General features: G+C 68.0%; 17 protein-coding genes and 1 tRNA gene. 9 read left to right on the top strand and 9 right to left on the bottom strand.

Going from position 1 to position 16,494, the window contains the following annotated elements; translation table 11 throughout:
* The first annotated feature begins 115 nt into the window (after nt 1-115).
* A tRNA-Glu gene (locus RM1_RS04355) sits at nt 116-188 on the top strand.
* A 121-nt stretch (nt 189-309) separates the two neighbouring features.
* Here RM1_RS04355 and RM1_RS26345 read toward each other — a convergent pair.
* The 3 genes from RM1_RS26345 to RM1_RS04345 all read right to left on the bottom strand — a co-directional run bounded on the left by RM1_RS26345 (nt 310) and on the right by RM1_RS04345 (nt 1,847).
* On the bottom strand, nt 310-477 hold the full coding sequence (locus tag RM1_RS26345) for a DUF5302 domain-containing protein (protein WP_169922285.1): 168 nt from the start codon (nt 475-477) through the stop codon (nt 310-312).
* Nucleotides 478-553: 76 nt separating this feature from the next.
* The gene (locus RM1_RS04350) at nt 554-1,051 is read right to left on the bottom strand and encodes a pyridoxamine 5'-phosphate oxidase family protein (protein ID WP_072750157.1); all 498 of its coding nucleotides are present in this window, start codon (nt 1,049-1,051) and stop codon (nt 554-556) included.
* A gap of 76 nt (nt 1,052-1,127) precedes the next feature.
* Nucleotides 1,128-1,847 carry an IclR family transcriptional regulator gene (locus RM1_RS04345; protein WP_072750156.1) on the bottom strand — a complete coding sequence of 240 codons (720 nt, stop codon included), beginning with the start codon at nt 1,845-1,847 and terminating at the stop codon, nt 1,128-1,130.
* A gap of 139 nt (nt 1,848-1,986) precedes the next feature.
* Between RM1_RS04345 and leuC the strand changes: the two genes are divergently transcribed.
* From leuC to RM1_RS04330, 3 genes are all read left to right on the top strand, one after another.
* Nucleotides 1,987-3,411, top strand: a complete 1,425-nt coding sequence (gene leuC / locus RM1_RS04340; protein ID WP_425528662.1) for a 3-isopropylmalate dehydratase large subunit — start codon at nt 1,987-1,989, stop codon at nt 3,409-3,411.
* Nucleotides 3,412-3,438: 27 nt separating this feature from the next.
* On the top strand, nt 3,439-4,050 hold the full coding sequence (gene leuD, locus RM1_RS04335) for a 3-isopropylmalate dehydratase small subunit (protein ID WP_027499220.1): 612 nt from the start codon (nt 3,439-3,441) through the stop codon (nt 4,048-4,050).
* A gap of 154 nt (nt 4,051-4,204) precedes the next feature.
* Nucleotides 4,205-4,915 (top strand): HU family DNA-binding protein, encoded by a 711-nt coding sequence (locus RM1_RS04330; RefSeq protein ID WP_072750154.1) that lies wholly within the window; start codon nt 4,205-4,207, stop codon nt 4,913-4,915.
* Between the two features lie 84 nt (nt 4,916-4,999).
* Here RM1_RS04330 and RM1_RS04325 read toward each other — a convergent pair whose 3' ends face one another.
* The 3 genes from RM1_RS04325 to cofC all read right to left on the bottom strand — a co-directional run bounded on the left by RM1_RS04325 (nt 5,000) and on the right by cofC (nt 8,931).
* Nucleotides 5,000-5,926: an NUDIX hydrolase gene (locus tag RM1_RS04325; RefSeq protein ID WP_072750153.1), complete on the bottom strand. Its 927-nt coding sequence runs from the start codon at nt 5,924-5,926 to the stop codon at nt 5,000-5,002.
* A 33-nt stretch (nt 5,927-5,959) separates the two neighbouring features.
* Entirely contained in the window at nt 5,960-8,095 is a 2,136-nt protein-coding gene (locus RM1_RS04320) for an RNA degradosome polyphosphate kinase (RefSeq protein ID WP_425528667.1), read from the bottom strand.
* 128 nt (nt 8,096-8,223) lie between these two features.
* Nucleotides 8,224-8,931 carry a 2-phospho-L-lactate guanylyltransferase gene (cofC, locus tag RM1_RS04315; RefSeq protein ID WP_072750151.1) on the bottom strand — a complete coding sequence of 236 codons (708 nt, stop codon included), beginning with the start codon at nt 8,929-8,931 and terminating at the stop codon, nt 8,224-8,226.
* A gap of 108 nt (nt 8,932-9,039) precedes the next feature.
* On the opposite strand from cofC, the gene RM1_RS04310 reads away from it, so the two are divergent.
* Both RM1_RS04310 and RM1_RS04305 read left to right on the top strand, forming a co-directional pair.
* Complete coding sequence (locus RM1_RS04310) at nt 9,040-10,038, top strand: NAD(P)H-dependent glycerol-3-phosphate dehydrogenase (RefSeq protein WP_072750150.1); 999 nt, start codon at nt 9,040-9,042, stop codon at nt 10,036-10,038.
* Nucleotides 10,039-10,120: 82 nt separating this feature from the next.
* Nucleotides 10,121-11,227, top strand: a complete 1,107-nt coding sequence (locus RM1_RS04305; protein WP_072750189.1) for a D-alanine--D-alanine ligase family protein — start codon at nt 10,121-10,123, stop codon at nt 11,225-11,227.
* 18 nt (nt 11,228-11,245) lie between these two features.
* Here RM1_RS04305 and RM1_RS04300 read toward each other — a convergent pair whose 3' ends face one another.
* Both RM1_RS04300 and RM1_RS04295 read right to left on the bottom strand, forming a co-directional pair.
* Nucleotides 11,246-11,869 carry a DUF3515 domain-containing protein gene (locus RM1_RS04300; protein WP_083576520.1) on the bottom strand — a complete coding sequence of 208 codons (624 nt, stop codon included), beginning with the start codon at nt 11,867-11,869 and terminating at the stop codon, nt 11,246-11,248.
* Nucleotides 11,848-12,075, bottom strand: a complete 228-nt coding sequence (locus RM1_RS04295) for an Lrp/AsnC ligand binding domain-containing protein (protein ID WP_072750148.1) — start codon at nt 12,073-12,075, stop codon at nt 11,848-11,850. The genes RM1_RS04300 and RM1_RS04295 overlap by 22 nt, the downstream gene beginning before the upstream one ends.
* A 132-nt stretch (nt 12,076-12,207) precedes the next feature.
* On the opposite strand from RM1_RS04295, the gene RM1_RS04290 reads away from it, so the two are divergent.
* The 3 genes from RM1_RS04290 to RM1_RS04280 are packed head-to-tail and all read left to right on the top strand — an operon-like array spanning nt 12,208 to nt 14,406.
* The gene (locus RM1_RS04290; protein ID WP_083576519.1) at nt 12,208-13,179 is read left to right on the top strand and encodes a thiamine-phosphate kinase; all 972 of its coding nucleotides are present in this window, start codon (nt 12,208-12,210) and stop codon (nt 13,177-13,179) included.
* Between the two features lie 13 nt (nt 13,180-13,192).
* Nucleotides 13,193-13,714, top strand: coding sequence for a gamma carbonic anhydrase family protein (locus RM1_RS04285; RefSeq protein WP_072750146.1), 522 nt, complete (start codon nt 13,193-13,195; stop codon nt 13,712-13,714).
* Nucleotides 13,714-14,406, top strand: a complete 693-nt coding sequence (locus tag RM1_RS04280) for a uracil-DNA glycosylase (protein ID WP_072750145.1) — start codon at nt 13,714-13,716, stop codon at nt 14,404-14,406. Before RM1_RS04285 ends, RM1_RS04280 begins: the two co-directional genes overlap by 1 nt.
* A 190-nt stretch (nt 14,407-14,596) precedes the next feature.
* Here the strand turns inward: RM1_RS04280 and RM1_RS04275 are convergent, their stop codons facing one another.
* Nucleotides 14,597-16,108 (bottom strand): HNH endonuclease signature motif containing protein, encoded by a 1,512-nt coding sequence (locus RM1_RS04275; protein ID WP_072750144.1) that lies wholly within the window; start codon nt 16,106-16,108, stop codon nt 14,597-14,599.
* Nucleotides 16,109-16,494: the final 386 nt, after the last annotated feature.

Genomic DNA, 16,494 nt, shown 5'->3' with positions numbered 1-16,494 from the left:
CAGACGATTTTGACTCTGAACTCCGGCCAGCTAAGCTAGCCGAGCTTCCACTGATGCGGCACTTCTCTTCGGAAGAGTTCCACAACAGCGCAACAAATCAGTACAGCGTGTTCTTGGCCCCGTCGTCTAGCGGCCTAGGACGCCGCCCTCTCAAGGCGGTAGCGCGGGTTCGAATCCCGTCGGGGCTACAAACGAAAAAGACCCTCTGGCACATGCCAGGGGGTCTTTTTCTTGTGTGCCACCTCGAACGAGTGGCGCTCGAAAAAAGGCGCCCACCCGAGTCGGGTGAGCGCCTTCGCTCGAATCTTCTCAGCCGCTCTTGCGGCGGAATTCTCTTTTGTGATCCGCGGGGCCGTGCGTGTGATGAATCTTCGAATCGCCGGCCGTTGCGGACGTCGGGTTCGCGTGCTGATGATTCTTGCGGTCGAGCGCCTCGCGGAACTGCTGCTTGATCTTCTCGTTCTCCGAGTCGGTCACGTCTTGCTCCTCCCGTAGGTGGTTCAAGGCCGACGGTACCGCCGCTGCGTCGCGAAGTCCCGTGAATTCTCCGGCGCTACAGGAAGGCCGCTGTGGTGCCGCCTACGGGCATCTGGGGCAATCCGAGCTTGCGGTGGTCCCATGACCGGATGCGGTCGGGCTTCACCCGCACGGCGACCCGCTTGTTGAGCATCATCTCGATAGCGGGGTCCACGTCGGTGGAGTACGGGCCCGTGTAGCGCTCCCAGATGCTGACGCCGACCTGCCAGAGGGCGTCTCGGTCGTCGATGATCTCGGCGGTGCCCTCGATGGAGATGCCACGCAGGGTGTCGTAGGTGTTGCCGTCCTCGATCATGACGGTGATCCGGTCATCCCGGCGGAGGTTGACGGCCTTCTGTGATTTCGACTTCGTCTCGAACCAGAGTTCGCCGTCGATCACCGCGTACCACATGGCGATCAGGTGCGGCGCACCCTTCGCGCCCACCGTCGCCATGGTGGCGACCCGGCTGCGTTCGATGAACCCGGCGATCTCGTCGTCGTCCATCGTGATCTGGCTACGTTGGTTGGTGCCCACTGCGCTGTCCTCCCATGGGGATTGGAACCTGTTCTCGCATGCACTGTGCCATGGGCCACATCGGATGCGCAGGCGGCTACAGGCGTTTGTGGAGTGCGTCCGCGGCGGCGAGCAGGTCGGCGGCCCAGCGGGCGCCGGGACGCCTGCCCATCCGGTCGATCGGACCCGAGACCGAGATCGCCGCGATCACGGTGCCCGCGCCGTCGCGCACCGGCGCCGCGACGCTCGCCACGCCGGGTTCGCGTTCGGCCGCACTCTGCGCCCAGCCGCGCTTGCGCACCTCGAGCAGTGCCCGCTCGCTGAAGAGCGCGTCGGCCAGCACCGTTCGCTGGGTCTGCGGATCCGCCCATGCCAGCAGCACCTTGGCTCCCGAGCCCGCGGTCATCGGCAGTCGTGCGCCGACCAGTACCGTGTCCCGGAGGCCGGTCGGCGGCTCCATGGAGGCCACGCACACCCGTTGGGTGCCCTCCCTGCGGTACAGCTGCACGCTCTCGCCGGTGATCTCGCGCAGTCGAGGCAGGATCATGGCGGCCGCCTCGAGGAGGCTGTCGTGTGCGGTCGGAGCCAGCTCCGCCAGGCCGGGACCGGGGCGCCAGAGTCCGTCGCCGTCGCGGGCGAGGAGCCGGTGCACCTCGAGGCCGACCGCCAGTCGATGGGCCGTCGCCCTCGGCAGGCCCGTACGGGCGCACAGCTCTCCGAGATTGCAGGGCTGCTCCGCAACGGCATGGAGAACGGTCATCGCCTTGTCGAGCACCCCGATCCCGCTGGAGGCGGGGGAGCCGCTATGCTGTCTCATAGGGCGATACTACCGTCTCGCATTCTGAGATGGAAATTCGGACGGCTTCGATCGGGCGTGATCGGGGAGATGATGGAAGTGGCGCACTCCAGGCCGCCCGATGTCCGGGACGCACTAGTCACACTGAGAGGTGGAGAACATGGTCAGTAGAAAGCGCACCCTGGCGGAGAAGGTGTGGGACGAGCACGTCGTCGTCCAGGGCGAGGGGGAGGGCGCCTCGCGTAACCCGGACCTCATCTACATCGATCTCCACCTCGTACACGAAGTGACCAGTCCTCAAGCCTTCGACGGCCTTCGGCTGGCGGGCAGGCCGTTGCGCCGCCCCGATCTCACGATCGCCACCGAGGATCACAACGTCCCGACCGTCGACATCGACAAGCCGATCGCGGACCCGGTCTCACGCACCCAGGTGGAGACCCTTCGTCGTAACTGCGAGGAGTTCGGTGTCCGCCTGCACCCGATGGGCGACCTCGATCAGGGCATCGTGCACGTCGTCGGTCCGCAGCTGGGTCTGACCCAGCCCGGTATGACGGTGGTGTGCGGCGACAGTCACACCTCCACCCACGGCGCCTTCGGTGCTCTCGCAATGGGTATCGGTACCAGCGAGGTCGAGCACGTGATGGCGACCCAGACGCTGTCGCTGCGCCCGTTCAAGACGATGGCGATCAACGTCGACGGCGAACTCCAGCCCGGGGTGACGAGCAAGGACGTCGTGCTGGCCGTCATCGCGAAGATCGGCACCGGCGGCGGCCAGGGCTATGTGCTGGAGTATCGCGGATCGGCCATCCGTCAAATGTCGATGGAAGCCCGAATGACGGTCTGCAACATGTCGATCGAGGCCGGTGCCAGGGCGGGCATGATCGCGCCCGACGAGATCACCTACGAGTTCATCAAGGGACGGCCGCACGCGCCGCAGGGCGCGGACTGGGATGCCGCCGTCGCCGCGTGGGATCAGCTGAAGACCGACGAGGGCGCGACTTTCGACCAGGAGGTCTACATCGACGCGAACTCGCTGACCCCGTTCGTCACCTGGGGGACCAACCCGGCGCAGGGCGCGCCGCTGGGCGACTCGGTTCCGGATCCCACGCAGATGGTCGACGAGAGCGAACGCCAGGCCGCCGAGAAGGCGTTGAGCTACATGGGCCTGACGGCAGGCACTCCGCTGCGTGAGATCGCCGTGGACACGGTGTTCGTCGGTTCCTGCACCAATGGCCGGATCGAGGATCTGCGGGCCGTGGCGGGCGTGCTGAAGGGCCGCAAGGTGGCCGAGGGCGTGCGGATGCTTGTCGTCCCCGGCTCGATGAGGGTTCGAGCTCAGGCCGAGGAGGAGGGCCTCGGTGAGATCTTCACCGCAGCCGGTGCGGAATGGCGGCAGGCGGGGTGCTCGATGTGTCTCGGCATGAATCCCGATCAGCTGTCCTCGGGTGAGCGCTCGGCATCGACCTCCAACCGGAATTTCGAAGGTAGGCAGGGCAAGGGCGGGCGGACGCATCTCGTCTCCCCGCTGGTTGCGGCGGCGACGGCAGTGCGAGGCACGCTCTCGGCGCCCGCGGACCTGAACTGAAGACCACCGGAACGACAGGAGTATTTGATGGAAGCCTTTACGACACACAAGGGAATCGGCGTCCCCCTGCGGCGCTCCAATGTCGACACCGACCAGATCATTCCGGCGGTCTACCTAAAGTCGGTCTCTCGTAGCGGTTTCGAGGACGGCCTCTTCGCGGGTTGGCGGGCCGACCCCGAGTTCATCCTGAACATCCCGCCGTACGACAAGGGCTCGGTTCTCGTCGCGGGCCCGGACTTCGGAACCGGCTCGTCCCGCGAGCACGCGGTGTGGGCGCTATCGGACTACGGATTTCGCGTTGTGATCGCGTCTCGCTTCGCGGACATCTTCCGCGGCAACTCCGGCAAGGCGGGCCTGCTGGCCGCTCAGGTCGACCAATCGGACGTCGAACTGCTCTGGAAGTTGCTTGAAGAGCAGCCCGGTCTCGAAATTGTTGTCGATCTCACGGAGCGCACTGTGACCGCAGGAACGCTGGTGGTGCGCTTCAACATTGATGACTACACACGGTGGCGTCTGCTCGAGGGTCTGGACGATATCGGATTGACATTGCGGCAGGTAGATGCGATTTCGGAGTTCGAAAAGTCAAGGCCGTCATGGAAACCTGCCACCCTCCCGGCACGGGTTGCCGAGGGAAACTAATACGACCGACTAACGGGATTCAGGCACGAAAGAGGGTGCCACGCCGCTGAGAGAGGCATGAGAATTGGCGTGGCACATAGACTCTTGCCCTTTTCCGGATTACCGTGTTTGCTAGTCGGTCCGACAATGGGCCATCAGTTTGCGGAGGACTTCCATGAACAAAGCAGAGCTCATTGACATCTTGACCGAACGGTTGGACTCGGATCGCCGTACTGCCACCGATGCGGTCGAGCACATTGTCGATACCATCGTGCGCGCCGTGCACAGGGGCGAGAGCGTCACGATCACCGGCTTCGGCGTCTTCGAGCAGCGTCGCCGTGCGGCCCGGGTCGCGCGCAACCCGCGCACCGGTGAGACCGTCAAGGTCAAGCCGACCTCGGTGCCTGCGTTCCGTCCCGGCGCCCAGTTCAAGGCCGTGATCGCCGGTAGCCAGAAGCTCCCGGCCAGTGGACCCGCGGTCAAGCGCGGCTCGGCTGCGGCCGCACCTGCGAAGAAGGCCGCGGCGAAGAAGACGGCCGCGAAGAAGGTTGCGGCCAAGAAGGCGGCACCGGCCAAGAAGGCTCCGGCCAAGAAGGTCGTGGCGAAGAAGGCGGCACCGGCCAAGAAGGCGGTCGTGAAGAAGGCGGCGCCCGCGAAGAAGGCGGTCGTGAAGGCGGCACCCGCGAAGAAGGCTCCGGCCAAGAAGGTCGTGGCGAAGAAGGCGGCACCGGCCAAGAAGGCGGTCGTGAAGAAGGCGGCGCCCGCGAAGAAGGCTCCGGCGAAGAAGGCTCCGGCCAAGAAGGTCGTGGCGAAGAAGGCGGCACCGGCCAAGAAGGCTCCGGCGAAGAAGGCACCCGCGAAGAAGGCGCCGGCTCGCAAGAAGTAGGCACGACCGACTACTCGTGCATCGCACGAGATCGAGGGCGGCGACGGGAAACCGTCGCCGCCCTCGATCGGGTTGGTGGCCGCCTCAGGAGTTCTCGGGCAGCGGGCTGTCGATGTGGCTGGCGTCCACCAGCTTGCCCCCGGAGAACGAGAGGACCCAGGTGCTGCCCTTCCGGTTGCGGGCGGGCGGCAGGGTGATCCCGTCCCGTTCCGCCCACCAGCTCAGCAGGTCGGGAATCACCCCGCTCTGACTGCAGATCACCTGGACGCCGCCGAGGGTGGCGATCTTCCGCACGCGTGAGCGGGCCGCGGCCGGATCCTCCGCGTAGGCCTCCTCGGAAAGCAGCGGCTCCGGCACGATCTCGGTGCCCAGCGCCCGCGCCAGCGGTTCAACCGTCTGCTCACAGCGGGTTCGATCGGCCGAATGGACCGCCGTCGCACCGAAGGCGAGGAGCTGGGGCACCAGGGCCTCGGCCTGGGCGCGTCCGAGCTTGTCCAACGGTCGCAGCGTGTCGTCCGGTGAATCCTTTCGGCGCCCGGCCTTGCCGTGCCGGACGACCAGCATGGTGGTGGTGTCGGCGGGAATCTTCATGAACCGGCGCATCACCTTGCCGTCCACCGAGTATGAGAGCTCGCCCGCGACGTCCTCGGGCGCCACCCACCGGAGCTCGTCGACCTCGGTGTTCGGTACGAACTCGCCGCCGACTGCCTCGGCGGCCCAGTAGTCGACCCGCTTCCGCTTGCGATGACCGGGGATCTCGTAGGCGACCCGGGTCACCCGCCGGTCCAGGCGCGCCCGTAGCCCGGTCTCCTCCTGCACCTCTCGCAGCGCCGCGACGATCGGCGTCTCTCCTGGGTCGAGCTTGCCCTTGGGGAAGGACCAGTCGTCGTACTTGGGTCGGTGGATCAGAGCGATCTCGATCTCGTAGGGATTGGTCGGTGACTTACGCCAGAGCACGGCGCCTGCCGCGAAGATATTGGCCTTGATGGGTCGATCCGACTTCGAGCTCACGAGCTGCCTTCCTGTGGTGGCTGGAAAACGTACCTACGAGCCGATCGCACGGCGGCCGCGCATCAGCTCCTGCTGGTGCTCACGGACGCTTTCGCCCCGGGCGGGCGAGGCCGCCCAGTGCCCGTCGGACTGGAGTACCCAGCACCGGGTGGTCGGGTCGAGAGCGGAGTCGAAGATGTCGCCGAGCTGGCGGGCCAGCCGGGGATCCTTCACCTGGGCCATCACCTCCACCCGCCGGTCGAGGTTGCGGTGCATCATGTCCGCGCTACCGATCCAGAATTCCTCCGCACCGACGAAATGCAGGATGCGTGAATGCTCGAGGAACCGCCCGAGAATCGAACGGACCTCGATGTTCTCGCTCAGACCTGGCACGCCCGGCTTGAGCGCGCAGATACCGCGGACCACCACCTGCACGGGGACGCCTGCCTGCGAGGCACGATAGAGCGCGTCGATCACCTGCTCGTCCACAAGGGCGTTGGCCTTGAGCCGGACGCCTGCGGACTTGCCCTCGAGCTGGCGCGCGACCTCCGCGTCGATTCGCTTGATGATGCCGTCGCGGACCCCGTAGGGGGCGACCAGCAGGTTCCGGTACTGCGCCTTGCGCGAGTATCCGGTCAGCGAGTTGAACAGGTCCGTGAGGTCGGCGCCGATCTCCGGCGCGGCGGTGAGCAGGCCGACGTCCTCGTACAGCCGGGCCGTCTTCGGGTTGTAGTTCCCGGTGCCGATGTGGCAGTACCGGCGGATGGCCGAGCCCTCCCGGCGCACGACCAGGCAAGTCTTGCAATGGGTCTTGAGGCCGACCAGTCCGTACACCACGTGCACGCCCGCCTGTTCGAGCTTGCGCGCCCACTTGATGTTCGCCTGCTCGTCGAACCGCGCCTTGATCTCGACGAGCGCCACCACCTGCTTGCCCGCCTCGGCGGCGTCGATCAGCGCGTTGACGATCGGGGAGTCGCCCGAGGTGCGGTACAGCGTCTGCTTGATCGCCAGCACATGGGGATCGGCGGCCGCCTGCTCGATGAACCGCTGCACGCTGGTCGAGAACGAGTCGTAGGGGTGGTGCACGAGGACGTCACCGTCGCGCAGCGTCGAGAACACGCTCTTCGGGGTCTCCCGCTCTCCGAATGCCGGATGGGTCGCAGGCACGAAGGGAGCGTCCTTGAGATTGGCGCGGTCGACGCCGTAGACCTGCCACAGGCAGGACAGGTCGAGCAGGCCGGGGACCTGGATCACGTCGCCCGGATCCACGTCGAGCTCGCGCAGCAGCAGTTCGAGCATGTGCTCGGTCATGTCGTCCGCGACCTCGAGCCGCACCGGCGACCCGAACCGCCTGCGGGCCAGCTCGCGCTCGAGAGCCTGCAGCAGATCCTCGTCGCGGTCCTCCTCGACCTCGAAGTCTGCGTTGCGGGTGATCCGGAACGCGTGGTGCTCGACGATCTCCATGCCGGGGAACAGCGCGTTCAGGTGCGCCGCGATGAGCGCCTCCATGGGCAGGAAGGCCGGGGTCGTCGCGGGCGAATCGGTGCGGTTGACGCGGACGAACCGGTCGACGTTGTCGGGCACCTTCACCCTCGCGAAGTGCTCGCCGCCGGTCGACGAATCCTTCACGGTCACCGCGAGGTTCAGGCTCAGGCCGCTGATGTAGGGGAACGGGTGGGCCGGGTCGACCGCGAGGGGGGTCAGCACGGGGAACACCTGCTCGCGGAAGTGCGCGGACAGGCGCTCCTCCTCGTCGGCATCGAGGTCGGCCCAGCCGATGATGGAGATGCCCTCCTCGGCGAGCTGGGGCTGGACCTTGTCCAGGAAGGTCCTGGCGTGCTTCTCCGCGATCTCCTGGGTACGCCGGTTGATCAGCGCCAACTGTTCGCGCGGGCTCAGGCCGTCGGCGGAACGGACCGAGAGCCCGGTCTCGTCCCGGCGCTTGAGGCCCGCGACCCGGACCATGTAGAACTCGTCGAGGTTCGAGGCGAAGATCGCCAGGAACTTGGCGCGCTCGAGCAGCGGAATCGACGGATCCTCGGCGAGGCTGAGCACCCGGGAGTTGAAGTCGAGCCAGCTCAGTTCGCGGTTGAGGTACCGATCCGCGGGCAGCGGGATGACCGAACCGTCGACCACCACCGGGGTGGCGGCAGGTGGCGCGGTCGGGATCACCGGAAGGTGATTGACGATCGGTGCGCTCCACTCGCGCTCGCCGGTGCCCGACGCCGTCTGCTGCCCGGCGTCCTGTCCGCGTACCTCACCGTTACTCACGCGTAGATCATCCCCCAGATCGCGAGCGGGCGACAATCGATGCGCATTTATATTCGGCGAACTCGCCTGGCGGTCCCGACCACACCGGGCCAGCCGATCCGGTCGAGCTCCGCGGCGGTCGACCGGCCTGGCCCCAGCATCACCGCGGCGTCGAGGTCGGCCGCGGTGTCGACGTCGAGTCGCAGCCCCGGCCAATCGCCGGTCAGTTCAGCGGCCCCGGAAAGGCGGTGGCGCCGCGCGGAGTCCGGGCCGAACCCGGGATCGAGGTCGGCCTCCGGATCCCCGACGATCAGCGCGGCGGTCCCGGTGCCGTGATGGTCGACCACGAACGAGCGTGGTGTCCCCGTGCCCGCGGCCAGCGCCTCAGACAGCTCGTCGGGGCGCAGGCAGGGCAGATCGCCCTGCAGTGCCACGATCGGTCCGCGACCGTGGGTCGATCGCAGGTGCGCGGCGGCGGCGCGCAGGACGGCGTTGAGGCGATCTTCACCCTCGCCTGCGGGATCGGCGTAGTGCCCGGCCCCGCACTCGCGTGCCACGCGGGCCACCGACGGGTCCGGGGTGATGACCGTGATCTCGGCGATTCCCGTCGCGGTCGCGGCCGCCGTCAGGGTGTCGCGCAGCATGGCCAGCACGAGCGCGGTCCGCTCCTGCGGCCCGAGCCGGGCGGCCAGCCTGCTCTTTGCCCGGCCGAGCTCCTTGACCGCGATCAACACGTGCGCCTGCCCCGCGGGCGGCGTGTGATGCGCTTGGTCCATACCGGCAATCCTGCCAGCACGCCGCCGCGGGCGAGCAGACCGCGGTGCCCCGGCGGCCGTCTACTCTTGGGTCCCGGCGGCAGCGGGTGGCGATGGGAAGGACATTCCATGAGCAAGGCAGCGGTACTGGGGGCGGGATCCTGGGGGACGGCGTTCGCGAAGGTTCTGGCCGATGCCGGCACCGACGTCACGATGTGGGCGCGGAGACCCGAAGTGGCCGAGGCGATCTCGGTGGATCACCAGAATCCGTTCTACCTCGAGGGCATCACGTTGCCGCCGTCGCTCAAGGCGACCAGTGACCATCGCCTCGCGCTCGAGGGCGCCGACATCGTGGTCCTGGCCGTGCCCTCGCAGTCGCTGCGCGAGAACCTCGGCGCCTGGACGTCGTCGATCGAGCCCGATTCGACGCTGTTGTCCCTGGCGAAGGGCATCGAGAGCGGGACATTGATGCGGATGAGCCAGGTCATCAGCCAGGTGACAGGCGCGGATCCGTCGCGGGTTGCGGTGCTGTCGGGACCGAACCTGGCCAGGGAGATCGCTGCGGGACAGCCCGCTGCCACCGTGATCGCGTGCACCGATTCCGTTCGCGCAGTGGACCTTCAAAAAGCATGCGCCACTGGGTATTTCCGCCCTTATACCAATCCTGATGTGATCGGCTGCGAGGTGGGCGGGGCATGCAAGAACGTGATCGCCCTTGCCTGTGGAATGGCGTCGGGGATCGGTCTCGGGGAGAACACGAACGCCACCATCATCACCCGTGGGCTGGCGGAGATGATCAGGCTCGGGGTGGCGCTCGGCGCGAACCCGGCGACGCTGGCCGGACTGGCGGGCGTCGGCGACCTGGTCGCGACCTGCTCCTCGCCGCTCTCGCGGAACCGGACCTTCGGCCACCATCTCGGTGCGGGCGGCTCCATGGAGAGCGCGCAGCAGGCCACGAAGGGGCAGGTGGCCGAGGGCGTAAAGTCCTGCACCTCGGTGCGGGCGCTGGCGGCGAGTCACGACGTCGAGATGCCGCTCACCGAGGCGGTCCATCTGGTCTGCCACGAGGGCATGTCGGTCCCGGATGCGGTCGGACTGCTCCTGGGGCGGCGCACCAAGCCCGAGTGAGCATGCCCGCAGGGTTCGACCGGTCCCGATCAGCGGTGACCTGACGCGGCAGATCGCTTGGTTCAACGGTACGGTTCGGTACGTGAGTAATCCGCGTACGAGGGTGGCTGTGGTCTTCGGTGGCCGTAGCAGTGAGCACTCCGTTTCCTGTGTTTCCGCTGGCAGTGTGCTTCGCAACCTCGATCCCGAGCGCTACGAGGTGGTGCCGATCGGCATCACCCCTGACGGTGCGTGGGTGCTCGGCCCTACGGACCCCGACGCCCTCACCATCGCGGGCCGCTCGCTGCCCACCGTCGACGCGGCGGGCACCGCACTGACCCTGACCGCCGACCCGACCCGTTCGGGCGCGCTGGTGTCCCTGAGCAACGACGAGGCGGGAGCGGTCCTCGCGTCGGTCGACGTGGTGTTCCCGGTCCTGCACGGCGCCTACGGCGAGGACGGCACCATCCAGGGCCTGCTCGAGCTCGCGGGCCTGCCCTACGTCGGTCCCGGCGTGCTGGCCAGCGCGGCGGGCATGGACAAGGAGTTCACCAAGAAGCTGCTCGCGGCCGAGGGGCTGCCGATCGGACAGCAGGTGGTGCTGCGCGCAGGCACGGCGACCGTGTCTCGGGAGGATCGCGAGCGGCTCGGCCTTCCGGTGTTCGTCAAGCCCGCCCGCGGTGGGTCCTCGATCGGTATCTCCCGGGTGTCGTCCTGGGATGACCTCGACGCGGCGATCGCGCTGGCCCGCAGCCATGACCCGAAGGTCATCGTGGAGGCGGGCATCGTCGGCCGCGAGGTCGAGTGCGGTGTGCTCGAATTCGCGGATGGCTCAGTGAAATCCAGTGTCGTGGCGGAGATCCGGATGCCGGAGTTCTTGGGCGACGACGGGGCCTTCTATGACTTCGACACCAAGTACCTCGACGACATCTGTGAGTTCGACGTGCCTGCCAAGCTCGACGACGCGATCAGCGAGGAGATCCGGGCGATCGCCGTGCGGGCCTTCGCCGCGCTCGACTGCCAGGGGCTCGCCCGGGTCGACTTCTTCATCACCGAGGACGGCCCGGTGATCAACGAGATCAACACGATGCCCGGATTCACCTCGATCTCGATGTACCCACGGATGTGGGATGCGGCCGGGATCGACTACCGGACCCTGGTGTCGACTCTGGTCGAGACGGCGCTGGCCCGGGGGACCGGCCTGCGCTGACGGCAGGCCGGCCGCGGGTCAGGGGTTCGGCAGGGGCGCCGGGTCGATCGGGCGCTGCTCCAGCGCGCCGGTGATGGCGCTCGAGGCGTCCTGCAACGGGGTCGGCCCCGATCCGTCCGGCACGGTCAGCGCGACGTAGACCCCACGATCGACCGCGAACCAGGTGCTGGCGTCCAGTCCCTCCTCGCCGGGCACCTGGAACCACTGCACCGCGTCGACCATCTGCAACGCCGATGCCGCGTTGAACTCCAGCGGACGGTCCACTCCGCAGCGCAGCACGATCTCCTTGAGGTCGTCCGCCTGCCAGGCGGCCGCGCCAACGGGGGCCGGATCCATCAGTTCGGCCCTTTCGAAATCGCCGATGTTCTCGGGCAGTGCCTCGATCAGGGCGGCGCACTCGGGGGACTCGGCGGCGGGGGCGGGCACGGTGCCGAGCGCGACAGGTTCCCGGATGGGGTCGCGTCCGGCCATCACGGCGGCGACCAGCACGCCGACCACCAGGGCGACCGGGAGGGCGACCGCGACCGCGATCAGTGCCGGACTGCGCCGGGCGGTGGGATGCGGTTCTGCGGGATCGGGAGCGTCTGCGGACTCGGGGAGATCGGGGTCGTTCACGGCTACTAGTGTGCCGCAACCTGACATGTGAGGGTCCGGGTGATTCCCGGGACGCGTTGAATCCGCTGCACCACGCCTGGCAGCTCGGTCGTGTCCGCGGCCTCGACCCGGACCACCACGTCGTACGGGCCGAGGACGTCCTCCGCGACGAGAACGCCTGGCAACAGGCTGATCGCCTCGGCGACGAGCAAGGCCTTGCCGACCTCGGTCTGGATCAGAACGAAAGCTTGCATCGCTGACGCCCCTTCTCGGTGCAGTGCCCGCGACCTCGGTAGAGTCGCGGTGGCCCTGGCCTGCCACTTGCACGGTCGGGTCACTCCCGGCTCCGATAAAGGGTACCGGGTCTCATTCCTCGGAGGTGGGTCATCGAATCGACTGATCGCGGCACCGATGCCGGGCGCACGGTCGCCGACATCGGCGAGTTCGCGGTGATCGACCGTGCGGTGGCGGGGCGAGCACAACCCGAGAGCACGCTTCTCGGTCCCGGTGACGATGCCGCGGTGGTGCGGGCGCCGGACGGCTCGGTGGTCGTATCGACCGACATGCTGGTCGAGGGCAGGCACTTCCGGCTGGACTGGTCGACTCCCGAACAGGTCGGACGCAAGGCGGTCGCACAGAACGGCGCGGACATCGTCGCGATGGGGGCCTGGCCGACCTCGTTCCTGGTGGCGATCGGGTGCCCGCCGAGCACCCCGGTGTCCGTCACCGACGCGTTGACGGACGGGATCTGGGCCGAGGTGGCAGGATTCGGCGCGGGCGTGATCGGCGGCGACATGGTGCAGGCGGAGCAGCTGGTGGTGTCGATCACGGTGCTCGGAGATCTCGGCGGGCATGCGCCGGTGTTGCGATCGGGCGCGCGCCCCGACGATCAGGTGGCCGTCGCCGGTCGGCTCGGCTGGTCCGCGGCGGGATTGTCCGCGCTCCTCGCCGAATCGGATCGATTCCCGGAACTGGTTGCCGCGCACAAGGTTCCGGTCCCTCCCTATGAGAGCGGTCCGGTGGCGGCGCGCGCAGGGGCCACCGCGATGACGGATGTGTCCGACGGGTTGATCGCGGATCTGGGTCACATGTGCAGTGCCTCGGGTGTCGCGATGGACCTGGACAGCGCGCTGCTCGAGCCGGGGCCCGAGCTCTCCGCCGCTGCGGCGGCGCTCGGGGCCGATGCGCTCGACTGGGTGCTCACCGGCGGCGAGGACCACGCGCTTGCCGCGGCCTTTCCCGCCGATGCAGCGCTGCCCGCCGGCTGGCGCCGGATCGGGTCGGTCCTGGCCGGCGACGGCGTGCAGGTCGACGGCCGTGCCTGGGCGGGCGGCGGCGGGTGGCAGAGTTTCGATTAGATAGATTGCCCGCATGCCTATCTACGCCCTCGGCGACCGCGTGCCCGACATCCATCCGGACGCGTACGTCCACCCAGACGCCGTCGTGATCGGCGCGGTCACGCTGGCCGCGGGCGCCTCGGTGTGGCCGCAGGCGGTCCTGCGCGGCGACTACGGCACCATCACGATCGGCGCGGACACCAACATCCAGGACGGCACCGTCATCCACTGCACCCCGATCGACCCGACGGTGATCGGCTCGGGCTGCGTGGTGGGGCACAGCGCGCACATCGAGGGTGCGACGATCGGTGACCACTGCCTGATCGCGTCCGGATCGGTCGTGTTGAACGGTTCGAAGGTCGGCAGCGGCGCGATCGTCGGCGCAGGCGCCGTCGTCCCGTTCTCGTTCGAGGTGCCCGCGCGCCGGATGGCGCTCGGCGTGCCTGCGAAGATCCGCGAGGGCTACGAGGTGCCCGAGGGTCACCTGGAGATCAACGTGAAGACCTATACCGCGAACGCCGCGTTCTACCGGGATGCGCTCCGGCGCCTCGACTGATGCCGGAGCGACCGCTCGACGAGTCGATGGAGGCGGGCTGGGCGCAGGCCCTGGCGCCGGTCGCCGGGCAGATCTCGGCGATGCAGGGGTTCCTGCGCGACGAGGCCGCGCAGGGCCGCGACACCCTGCCGGCCCAGGAGAACGTGCTGCGGGCGTTCCGGCAGCCGTTTCGCGACGTCCGCGTGCTGATCGTGGGCCAGGATCCCTACCCGACGCCGGGCCATGCGGTGGGACTGAGCTTCTCGGTGGCGCCCGATGTGCGTCCGGTGCCGCGCAGCCTCGGCAACATCTTCGCCGAGTACACCGAGGATCTGGGCCTGCCGACGCCCGATACCGGCGACCTGACGCCGTGGACCGAGCAGGGGGTGCTGCTGCTCAACAGGGTGCTCACCGTCGAGTCCGGCCGGGCCGCCGCGCATCGGGGCAAGGGCTGGGAGGCCGTGACCGAGCAGGCCATCCGGGCGCTGGTGGCCCGGCCCGAGGCGATGGTGGCGATCCTGTGGGGTCGCGACGCGGGCACCCTGAAGCCGATGCTCGGCGATGTGCCGGTGATCGAGTCTGCGCACCCGTCGCCGCTGTCTGCCCGGCGTGGATTCTTCGGGTCGCGGCCCTTCAGTCGAGCCAACCTGCTCCTCGACGAATTGGGGGAGAAGCCGGTCGACTGGCGGCTGCCCAGCGGCTCGCTGTTCTAGGCCGGTCCACTCGCCTGCGGTCTTGTTTGCGCCAACTGTGGCTGCGATCGGGCTCGTGCGACTCTACGGGTATTTGCCGAAGGTGTTCGTGCTCAATCCTTTCTAGGATTGGGCAATGGCCGAGCACCAGGCCGTGCTGCGGTTAGCTCAAATAGGCTGCTGTGACTCTCTGGACGGCGTATCGGTTCGGTTACGGGACATCGCCCTTATCATCGCGCGGGGGACGCGGCTGTCGCCCGTGATGGCCGCGCCACTCCCGTATGTCAGCCTCCCGACGCGCCTGCGCCCTTCGTCGGGCGCGGTCGAGGAGCTCACGTGGGTGGTGGCGGTGGTTGATGCGGGGTGTCTGGTCGGGGTCGAGGTGTGGCGGTGGGATCCACTCGGTGCGTCCGGCGTATTCGGTGCCCTCGGGGGCGGTGTGGGTGTGCCAGCCGCCGGGTCCGTCGTGGATGAGGGCGTGGCAGGCGTCGCAGCCGAGGGCAAGTCCGCCGATGTCGGTGGTGCCGCCTTTGGACCAGTCTCGGACGTGGTGGACGGCGGTCATCGTGGCGGGGGCGTCGCAGCCGGGTCTGGTGCATCCTCGATCGGCGGCGATCAGGGCCAGTCGTTGATCCGCGGTGGCGAGACGCTTCGAGCGCCCGAGGTGCAGGGGCCTGCCGTTGTGGTCGAACAACACCAGTACCGGATGCGACCGCTCGGCCAGCTTGAGGGCGTCCTTGATGGGGACGATGCCACCGGACGCGGTCGTGGCTACGCCGGTGGCGTGCTCGAGTTGGTCGAGGGTCATGGTGATGATCGCCGTGACGGGCAGCCCGCGATGCGAACCTAATACCCCCGATCCGAGGAGCGTGCGTAGAGCTTCCTTGACGGCGTCGTGGTTTCTTTGTGTTGCGGTGCGGCCCGCCGCGGCGGCAAGTTGGTCGCGGTCGACGTGTGGGTGTTCGGCGTTGCCGGTGGGTGATTCGGGGTCGTCGGGGTTGTTCATTCCCGGCCGCGCCCACTTCGCCAGGATCGGTTCGAGCAACGCCCGGGTCTCCGGATCCAGGTGACCGGAGATCGGGGTCATGAGGTTCTGGTCTTGGCGGCCGAACCGGATCCCCCGCAGTCGCTTGCGGTCCTTCACGTCGGTGAGGTCGCCGTCGGGGTTCAGGTGCGCGAGCAGGTCGTGCCCGGCCTTCTCCACGTCCTCCGGGGTCGCCGAACGCGCCAGGTCCGCCAGGATTTGTTCCGCGACGGCGATGTCGGAACTGCTGACCGCGTGTGGGATCTTGCGGATGACCTCGCGTACCGCGCGGGCGTGATCCGGGCCAATCGCGCCGTCGCGTTGCGCGGCAGCGGTTTCGGGCAGATCCGCGGGAAGCGGCTGACCGGACAACGAATGCCAGGTGCCCAGCGATTTCGCCGCGGTGACCCGGGCGGAGGCGTCGGTCGCGGAGATCCGCAGCACCTCGACGAGCATCTTGTTGACGGTTTTGTGGCCGAGCTTGCCCGGCAGGGAACGTTCGGCGGTTTCGACGATCAGGTTGTGGCCGACCGTCGACGCCCGGCGCAGTGATCTTTCCAGCCGGCGCATGGTGACGGTCAGCTCGCCGTCGGGGAGCCCGGTCAGATCGGTCGCGCACAGTCCATCGACGGCGTCGGCGATCGCGGACAGGTGAACGTGCACCTGATCCGAGACCCCGATACCATCGATCGAACTCATGTGCGAATTCTACCGCCGGGGTCCGACACAAGACGGTGCATCGCGTCGGCGGATCCGGTCGGCAGATAGTCCGTGGGTAGGGTCCATGCCTTCGGCTACTCGGTTCACAGCAAGACATACCACCGCTGATTCCTGGGACATGTCTGCAACGGTTTCGTCCGCGTTCGGCAGCCTGCACACTGTGAATCGCGGCGGGCGGTGACCGGCTGTTAGGCGCGCACCGGTCTAGGCTCCGGACGTGTCGATACCGAGGGCAGTGTGGTGTGCCTTAGCCGTTGTTGCGTCGGGATTTGCCGTGTGGGTCGCTACTCTGCCGATCGCTGACGTGTCGTTGTCCTGCTCGAAGAGCGGCGATCTGTACCTCGATGGTGGCCGATCCTCACTGC

The sequence above is a fragment of the Rhodococcus maanshanensis NBRC 100610 genome, from assembly GCF_001894865.1.
Classification (GTDB): Bacteria; Actinomycetota; Actinomycetes; order Mycobacteriales; family Mycobacteriaceae; genus Rhodococcus_G; species Rhodococcus_G maanshanensis.
This window is presented reverse-complemented; position numbering and strand designations above follow the sequence as displayed.